Annotated in this window: 6 protein-coding genes; 5 read left to right on the top strand and 1 reads right to left on the bottom strand. The window is 38.8% G+C overall.

The annotated features are described in order from the left end of the window. Window positions 1–114: 114 nt before the first annotated feature. The 4 genes from ACZFYI_RS10175 (at window position 115) to ACZFYI_RS10160 (ending at window position 7,898) form a co-directional block, all read left to right on the top strand. A complete protein-coding gene (locus tag ACZFYI_RS10175) occupies window positions 115–4,167 on the top strand; it encodes a DUF7507 domain-containing protein (RefSeq protein WP_462524020.1) in 4,053 nt (1,350 codons plus the stop codon). 12 nt (window positions 4,168–4,179) lie between these two features. Further along, on the top strand, window positions 4,180–5,154 hold the full coding sequence (locus ACZFYI_RS10170; protein ID WP_462524019.1) for a PorP/SprF family type IX secretion system membrane protein: 975 nt from the start codon (window positions 4,180–4,182) through the stop codon (window positions 5,152–5,154). A gap of 2 nt (window positions 5,155–5,156) precedes the next feature. Beyond that, entirely contained in the window at window positions 5,157–7,523 is a 2,367-nt protein-coding gene (locus ACZFYI_RS10165; protein WP_462524018.1) for an OmpA family protein, read from the top strand. A gap of 213 nt (window positions 7,524–7,736) precedes the next feature. Further along, complete coding sequence (locus ACZFYI_RS10160; RefSeq protein WP_462524017.1) at window positions 7,737–7,898, top strand: hypothetical protein; 162 nt, start codon at window positions 7,737–7,739, stop codon at window positions 7,896–7,898. Between the two features lie 74 nt (window positions 7,899–7,972). Here the strand turns inward: ACZFYI_RS10160 and ACZFYI_RS10155 are convergent, their stop codons facing one another. Then, window positions 7,973–9,247: a peptidoglycan DD-metalloendopeptidase family protein gene (locus ACZFYI_RS10155; RefSeq protein WP_462524016.1), complete on the bottom strand. Its 1,275-nt coding sequence runs from the start codon at window positions 9,245–9,247 to the stop codon at window positions 7,973–7,975. A gap of 301 nt (window positions 9,248–9,548) precedes the next feature. Between ACZFYI_RS10155 and ACZFYI_RS10150 the strand changes: the two genes are divergently transcribed. Continuing rightward, the coding region (locus ACZFYI_RS10150; RefSeq protein ID WP_462524021.1) for an OB-fold nucleic acid binding domain-containing protein at window positions 9,549–9,694 on the top strand (146 nt) is incomplete at its 3' end.

Genomic DNA, 9,694 nt, shown 5'->3' with positions numbered 1-9,694 from the left:
GGAAATCCTGCTCCTGAAAAAAACATTTTTAAATTAAGAGGTGATTTTACAATTATTGGAAATACCAATCTTACTCTTGCTGACACAAATAGAATCGACAATTCTTATAGCCAAATGATTTATGTAGACATTGACAACAATCCAAATACTGTCAATTCTTCATCTTCCACATTGGTGTTTTCGGCTGAAAACAATGCTGACCCAAATTGTTCTGAAATCATTTATGCAGGCCTATATTGGTCGGGAAGAGCAAATCCGGAATTAGGAATGAATTTCGATGTGGTTGTAGGTACAGAAGACGGCACTCCTGAATCGGTCAGCAACCAGGTTCAAATCGCAAATCATACTAACACTGTCGCTTATTCATTTTATACCTTGACAATTGGAAGAAGAGGCGCTGAAGATAACAGGTATCCCCGCTATACATTTACCTCAAGAAAAGGTGGAGATACTTATCAGTTTGAATTTTCAAATAATAACAACAATCCGGCAAGGTTCAGAATAGGCACAAGTGGCGCTATGACAACCCTGACCAATCAGACAGTTACCACTGACGGAAATATCCGAACAGTAACTTTTGACCCAGTCACCATCACAGATGGAGATGTGACTTTGAAAGTGGACAGATTGCAGAGAATTGTGTCTAGAACAGAGGAAGTTGCTGCCTATCAGACTGTCGAGAATTTTGCCAGAGTCACTGCAGATGGCATATTTGTTCCTGAAATTATCAAAACTACCAACCTTGATAAAAGGAAAGTTAAAATCAAAGGTCCAAATGCTTCCGGATACACAGAAGTAACTGCTGCTGCCAATAACATATTATATCCTTCAGGCGAATTGGATGATATGTATGTGGGCTATGCAGATGTCACACAACTTGTCAAAAGTCAGGGAATTGGAGAATATACAGTTGCAGATGTGGCACTTACCGAAGGAAACGGCGATAGAGTAGGCTATTATGGACATTGGGGAATAGTGGTTGTCTATGAAAACTCCAAAATGAAATGGAGGGACGTAACCCTATTTGATGGTTATTCACATGTAATGGGAATAGGTGATTCGATTGCAGTGAATGGAGAACTTTTAATCAATGGATTCAATGCTGTTCAAAACGGTCAGGTGAATCTGAAGCTTGGTGTCATGGCAAGTGAAGGAGAAAGAGGTTTAAGCAATGATTATCTTGAAATTCGAAATGCTGCAAATACGGAATGGGTACGATTGAGACATGATTTGAATGGCACCAATAACTTTTTCAATTCATCCATCTTTACCCCGGTAAGTGATAACAATGGCAATTTAGTGGCAAACCCAAGAAATCCTGAATTAGACCACAACACAGGAATAGACATTGCCATGTGGAATGTCCCAAACCCAAATAATTCTATCATTGCGAACGGGCAGACATCAACCGTTTTTAGATTTGGTACAAAAGCTGATACTTACAATCTATACTCCATCGCGTTTTCTGTCGATGCCTATGTGCCGGAAATTCAAGGTTTGAACCAAGTTGTTTCCATAAACGGAGCACCTGTAACTGAAAATCCTTCTGTTTCCCCAGGTCAGGAAATTGAATATTCCTTAGATATCCGAAATCTTGGAACTGAGGCGATTGAAAATGGTCGAGTGATCATTCCGGTACCATTTACTTCCACTTTTGTAAGTGCCGATTTTGAGGTTTTCTTCAATCCAAATACAGTAAAAGCACCATATTTTGATCCTAACCTAGGTGCAACAGGCTCTATTGTGTGGGAATTGGGTGAAGTACCACTTCTTGAAGATATCAATACCGTTTTGGCAAGATTGAGTTACAAACTGAAAGTAACTGAAGATTGCTTAATCCTATCAAACCCAAATTGCGACGCCTTCATTTCTGTTGGTGGATCAATCTCCGGAAAAGGAAAAATATCCCAAACTCAATTCAGCGGGATACAATTGACCCAAGGATTTTTGGATGGAACATGTGAGGGAGAACCTATTCAAACCCCACTTGTAATCCCAATTTCAGGAGCTTTGGAATGGGCACAGGAAAATTGTGGAGTGGTGGATTTATTCAGTACATTCTCTTTCTGCAATATCAATTCTGAGGAAGGCATAGATGTAAGCACCATCGCAATTTCATTTCCTACAGGAATCAGATTCTTTGATGGCATTGACCCTAACAACTCAACTGAATTCAACAGCTCTAATCCATTCCCAGCTACAAGCGGAACATATTACGGTATTCCTGTAAATTCAAGCAACTGTATTTTCGAATTCAAAATCGAAGTTTCCATCGTAACCACCATCCCTACAATTGCGGAAGGCGCTGCTTATGAATTTTGTCAAGGTCAGGAAATCCCTGATTTGAATACTTTGATTCTCCCAAGCAATCTAGGAGAGGAAGGTCAATATCAAGTTTTCTTCTTTACACAAGCTGAAGGAGGAGAACCAGCAACAGGATATCAGGTAGATTCAAATGCTTCGGGAACTATCCAGGTTTGGGTGGCAGAAAGTGGATCCGCAGATTGTATTGGGTCAAGGTCTTTGGTAACAATAAATGTAAATACCTGTTCTATCGTATTTGAAAAATCAGGCCAATTGGTCGATGTAGATGCAAACAATCTCATTAATGCAGGTGACAAAATCACTTACACCTTTACTGTAACCAATACAGGCAATTTAGCTCTTACCAATATTACCTTAGAAGATCCTAAAGTAACTGTTGTCGGAGGTCCATTGGAGACCTTGGCTCCAGGAGCTTCAGACAATACTACCTTCTCTGCGGAATATGTGTTGACTCAGGAGGACATTGACTTTGGTTCCTTTACCAACATTGCCACTGTCAAAGGAACTTTTGGAGAAAATGAAATTGAAGCTACTGATGATGATGTTCAGGTTTTTGAAAAAGTAGACGCGCTTACAGTAGACAAATCAACAGAGACACAAACTTTTACTGAAGTAGGTCAGGTAATTACTTATACCATCACAGTTACCAATATCGGCAATACGACTTTGAGTAACATCTCAGTGGTAGATCCCTTGACAGGAATGGATGAGACCATCTCAAGCCTTGCTCCTGGCCAAACTGTTTCTTTTGAGACAAATTATATAGTAACACTTGAAGACCTTATATCAGGCACAATTATCAATACTGTGTTGGTGTCATCCGAAGATTCTGATGGTGAGGAAGTGGAAACAACTGATTCGGTAACGGTTACAGGGTCCAAAAATGAAATCATCGCAAATGACGACGAATTTGGAACGCATGCATTAAATTTTGATGGTGTTTTGGGAAATATTTTAACAAATGACCTTCTAAATGGTCGGCCGGTAACTCCAGATAACATCAACTTCGAATTCGTAGAACTTGATGGTATCATCGGCCTTTTGACTACCGGTGAAGGTGAATTGAGCCTTATTCCAGGAGTCAATGAAGCTAGAGAATACAGATTAAAATATATTCTTACAGAATCATTGAATCCTACAAACAGTGATGAAGCTTTTGTCACTTTCAGACTGGTTAATTCAGAAGTGGATATGAGCATAACCAAAACTTCTAACGAAGCTGAAATTTTTGAAGGAGATGAATTCGAATACCAAATTGATGTAACCAATTCAAGCAACTTTGATGCAACCAACGTGGTCGTGGTAGATGACCTTCCAAACGGCATCACTTATGTCAGTTCAAGATTTACCCCTTCTTCCAATGATATCAACGTCAGTACAGACCTTACAGGAAGAAGACTTACCTACACCATTCCTGTCTTCCCGGCAAATTCTAAGTTGACTATCAACGTGAGGGTAAAAGCAGATGCGTTAGTAAATGGGAATCCTCTGAATATTGTGAATAGAGTAACAGTCTCTTCGGATGAAGATGATACAAATCCCGATGACAATGCAGCAGAAGATTCCAATGTAATCAACGTCTTTTTTATCCCAAATGTAATTACGCCAAACAACGATGGGAAAAACGACAGGTTTATCATCAAAGGATCACAAAAATTTGAAAAGAGGGAGATTGTAATCTTGAACAGATTTGGTGACCATCTTTATGAAAACAGTAATTACGACAACGAATGGAGTGCAGAAGGCATTGTTGCAGGGACTTACTTCTTTGTCTTCAGAGGAACAGATTCAGATGGGAAAGTACATGAGTTCAAAGGTTGGATCCAAGTTATCAAAAAGTAAATCTCGCAGGATATGAAAAGGAATTTAAAAATATTTGGACTCTGCTTGATGGTAGCCATAATGGCTTCCAATCAAGCAAAGGCACAGCAGCTGCCACAGTTCAGCCAATATATTTTCAATGGCTTACATATCAATCCGGGATATGCGGGGTACAAAAACCAAGGATATATCCAAAGTACCTATAGAAATCAGTGGGTCAATCTCGAAGGCGCACCTCGCACTTTCACCATTACTGCAGACCTGAGTGCCAATGAAGGAATGATGGGATTTGGAGTGTCAGTCCTTTCAGATCAGATCGGCCCCACTAGAACTACCACAGGATTGCTTACATACTCTTATAGAATACAAACAGGCAAAGAATCTTTTCTTGCCCTTGGTGCAAGTGCAGGAGTATCTGAGTACCAACTTAATGGGGATATGCTTAATCCGATAGACCAGGATGATGTAGAAATCCCAGCCGGAATCAATAACCTCTTCAGTCCAAATATGAATGTGGGCTTGTTCTTTCACAATACAAGATTCTATGCAGGACTCAGTGCTTTCAATATGATTGGCAAGAATGCCTTGGAAAGAGAAGACATTTCCTTGTCGCTTCATGACCTGCATTTCTTTTTGACTGCAGGTGCCATGGTGCCAATCACTGATGCCATTGAATTCAAACCTTCTTTTTTGATCAAAGAAGTAAAAGGTTCTCCGACAAACCTTGACTTGAATGGTATGTTCCTATTCATGGACAGGCTTTGGCTCGGCGCATCTTATCGGACCAACATGCACATTTGGAATGATAACCTTGAAAGTGAAATCAGCAGAAGAAATGCAGTAGCATTTATAGTAGAAGTATTTGCTTCAGATAAAGTAAGATTTGGATACGCATATGATCAATCTTTAAATGCGCTTCAAAATTCCAGAAATAATTCTCATGAGTTTTCTGTTGGATTTTATTTATCTCCAAGGAAAGCCACAATGAAAAATCCAAGATGGTTCTGATCATGAGAAAATTATTTTACTTCGCTTCCCTTATTTTTCTGATAGGAATTGCTCCAATCGAATCCAATGCCCAAAACAGGCTTTTGCGATATGCAGATAAGCAAAAGGATTTAGAGAACTTCCAGCATGCTGCTGAAACATACGCGCAAGCTTATAACAGAAATCCTAAAATAACCACTGCTAGAAATGCCGCTGAAGCTTACAGCCAAGTCCAGGATTATGAAAAATCCTTCGAATGGTGGGAAAAAGTAATCACCAATGAGGAAGCTGAAAGGACGGATTATTCTAACTACCTGACTGCAGCTATGAAAGTCGGAAAGGTGAGCCAAATTGATGAAATGTTAAAAAAATCCTCATTTAATGAGAATGATTTTCCTGAATTGGATTTTGACCTTATTCGAAATATCTCCTCTAATGAAGCCCGGGTTAAATTGGTTCCTGCAAAAGGAATCAATACCGAGGGTTCTGATTTTGGATTGAAAACAGATAGGGAAGGCAATAAATATTTCTCAAGCGACAGGGGCGACGTCATACCTAAAGACAAAAAAGGAATTAGGTTAGATGCAAAAAGCAATCTCTACAGCACCGAAAAAAGCAGCTTCAATGACAGGTCATTCTTTGGAATCTATAAGTTTGACAAAGACAGCGCAACGTCCAAATTGGTATCTGATCTGCCTGATGCACTCCATATTAGCGATCCAAGCCTGATGGAAAGCCAAAATGTTATTTTCTACGCTGTATTCAGAGACATCAACAAAATCAAAGGCAACAGAGAATATTCTCTAAACTCGGAAATTTTCTACAGTAAAATCAGTGCTGATGGAACATTGTCTGAAACAAAAGCTTTCCCTCTCAACAGCATTACGGAATATGGCGTCACCAATCCATTTGTAGATGAAGAAAACAAAAGAATCTACTTTGCCTCAGATAAACCAGGCGGAATGGGAGGATTTGACATTTACTATGTCACTTATGATGAGGATTTGAATTTTGGTGAAGCGATTAATCTCGGAAGCGAAATCAATTCTCCCAAAAATGAGCGATATCCGTCTATCAACGGTGCTATCCTCTATTTCTCATCCAATGGCCTTCCAGGCTTGGGAGGATTGGATATATTCAAAGCTGAGGTTTCTACCTCGGGATTTAGCAATGTCCAAAATATGGGCTTGCCATACAATTCTCCCAGAGATGATTTTGGATACCTAGTCACCAAAGATGGAAAAAGATACCTCAGCTCTGACAGGATTGGCGGCATGGGTTTAGACGACATTTACCTGATTGAGGATCTATTCAAAAAATTGATTGCGAGGGTAATCGATTGTGATAATAACATCATCAAAGAAGAATTCACCACTACTTTGACAAAACAGGATGGAGTAGATTTGATCTCTTCAATTAGAAATAAAAAAGGAGAACTTTTGGCAGATCTTGAACCAGAAAGTAATTTTAACCTTAAAATCAGTAAAAAAGGATATTTTAGCATTTACGACAGCACACTTTCTACCATCGGGTTAAAAGAAGATGTCCTCGAAAGAGAATATCGGCTCGTCAGGATTCCTTATAACATGCCTGTTTTGGTTGACATAGTATACTATGATTTGGACAAAGCAAAAATCAGAAATGATGCCCAACCGGTACTCAGTAAAATCGCTGAGTTGATGGCAAAATATGATTTCCTTAATTTGGCTGTCGCCTCACACACCGATGCAAGGGCTTCAGTGGAATACAATAAGATTTTGAGTGAAAAACGTGCCACTGCTGTCAAGGAATATCTTTCCCAATTTGGAATCTCTGAAAGCAGGGTTCGCATAGATTGGTTTGGCAAAGAAAAACTGGCCAATGATTGCGGTGATGGCGTTCCTTGTCCTGAAAGCAAGCACCAAGCCAATAGGCGAAGTGAATTGGTTTTGGAAGCTTTCTCTGATCCTAACAAGGATTATGATTTACCTGCTTCCCTTTTTGGAAAAGACCTTTGTGATGAGACTTCCCTTTTCGAGGAAATTCAAAACGAAATGAATTCAATCCCTGCTGTGTATTTTGATTTTGATAAATCTACCATCAGGGCGGTACACGAAAAGGATTTGGAGAGGGTAACGTTGATGATGAAAAAACTGAAGAACCTTCAACTCTACATTTCCGGACATACTGACCAAAGGGGAAATGAAGATTACAACCTTAAATTAGCTGAAAGAAGGGCCAAAGCGGTGTTGGAATACCTTGTACAGAGAGGCGTCGAAGCAAATAGAATAGAATACCAATGGTTTGGAAAATCCCAACCTATCAATGATTGCGGAACAATTCCTTGCACTGAAAATATGCACCAATTAAATAGAAGAACAGAACTTCACCTAAAGGGAAAAAGTAATTGAAGATTTTATTTTTTAAACTTGCGAGATAGATAAGTAAAAATGGCCTCCTTCTGGGAGGTCCTTTTTTTTTATGCATAAGATGGTTAGACGGAGAATTTCTTTCAATGTTTTAAATCATCCGAATAAGAACAAAACCCCCTTTATAAATTGCTTTTTTATCAACCATTAAAGAACCGGCCTGTCTATTTGCTACTTAGATTTCGTGAATCAAACATGGGAGATATTCCAAATAACCTGATTTTATACTTCTCTGTTGTAGTCAAAGTCATTATTATGGGGATTTGGAATTACTCTTTCAGTCAAGGCAATTTTCACTATCCTTGGAGACAGCGTTTGGAGATTGGCAAAAAGAAAGCCAAAGTGAGAATTCGTTGAAAATATTCTAAAAACAAAAAAACCAAGAAGTAAAAACCTCTTGGTTGGTGATCATTTTCAAATTAATGAAAATTTTATGGATTGACTTTTGCAACAAGTTTTTGGTTTGGCTCTACATAAGGTATCGCAGCTATCTGTTGCATTCTCTCTAATTTTACCTGCTCAAATGCCATCCTGTTTTCTTGTGATATAGGCTCTGAAGGTGGGATTTTTTCTTTCAACCAATCTTCTTGCTTCCCATTTTTCCAAAATCTAAAACAAAGATGTGGTCCTGTCGCCAAACCCGTACTTCCTACATATCCGATGACTTGACCCTGCTTAATCCTTGTTCCTGCTGTCATTCCTTTGGCGATTTTGGACATGTGAAGGTATTGTGTGGTATAAGTCCCGTTATGTTTGATTTTTACAAAATTGCCGTTGGCACTTGTATATCTTGCCTCAACGACCGTCCCGTCTCCAACAGATCTGATTTCAGTCCCGGTGGGTGCTGCATAATCTGTACCTAAGTGGGCTTTATACCTTTTTTGGACCGGATGAAATCGGTTCAAATTATACCTCGAGCTAATCCTGGAATATTTCAAAGGATCTCTCAAAAATGCTTTCTTAAAGCTGTTTCCTTCTTGGTCAAAAAACGTTCTTTCCCCGTTTTGCTCAAAAGGAATAGCCGGATATGAAACTCCCATGTGCTCAAAATAAGCCACTTCTATGTCCCCAATCCCGACCACATTACCTTCAACGACTTTCTCAGAATAAGACACTTTGAATTTATCTCCCTTTTGAAGTCTCTGAAAATCCACTGCCCAACCGTATAAATCCGCAAATTGATCAATCAGATCAGGGCTAATTCCAATCTCTGTCATGTTAACATAAAGGTTGCTGCTGATCGTCCCACCGATTTCAACTTTTCTGATTTCAACAGGTTTTTCCTCTTTATAGACTTCTCCTTCATCCAATTTGAAAACCACAAACTCCGCAGGGTTTGGCTCATAGATAAAAAACTGAGCCAAGGAAGTATCCTTGGAAGTTAGGATTGTAAATTTCTTGTTAAATGCGATTTTTTTGACATCGAATATATCGATCGATTTGCGGGCGATCTCGTCGATGATCTGATAAGGGACATTGAAAGGTGCAAGGATGGTCGAAAGTGTTTGGTTTTTGCCAACTACACCCTCCACCACATCCAATTCATTCACATTGATGCCATAAAGAATCTGATCTTCAGTCTTTGGCTCTTCTAGGTCAATCGTTTCTTCAATAACCTCAGGTTCATATTGTTCTTTCTGATTGAAATAGAACAATGTGCCAAAAACCAGCAAAGCCGAGACAGTAAAAGTTAATTTTTTATTCATTTTTGGGGGAGTGAAATCATGTATTGTTCCAAAGAAATTTAAATTCGGTTCAAATTCCAAATTATTTACAACTTTTCAAGTTATAATTACCATTACGACATATCATTTCAACGAGAAGTACAATTTGGTATTTCATATTAAGGTCATTTTTTTGTTTTTCACCTTATTGATATTGTAGAAAATCTAACCAATCCCTTATTTTTTTGCCAAACAAAAAGTTTTTTCAAACTTCTTGATCATTTTAGAATTGTCCCCAAGCTTTGTTTATCTTTGTCCACTTTAAAAAATACCATTCATTGCCATGCTTAGAACACATACTTGCGGAGAGTTAAGGATACAAAATGTACATCAAAAAGTAAGCCTTTCGGGTTGGGTACAACGGGTCAGGAATAAAGGAGGTTTGATTTGGGTAGATTTAAGAGACAGGTATGGTGTTACACAACTGAT

This window comes from Aquiflexum sp. (genome assembly GCF_977115555.1).
This window is presented reverse-complemented; position numbering and strand designations above follow the sequence as displayed.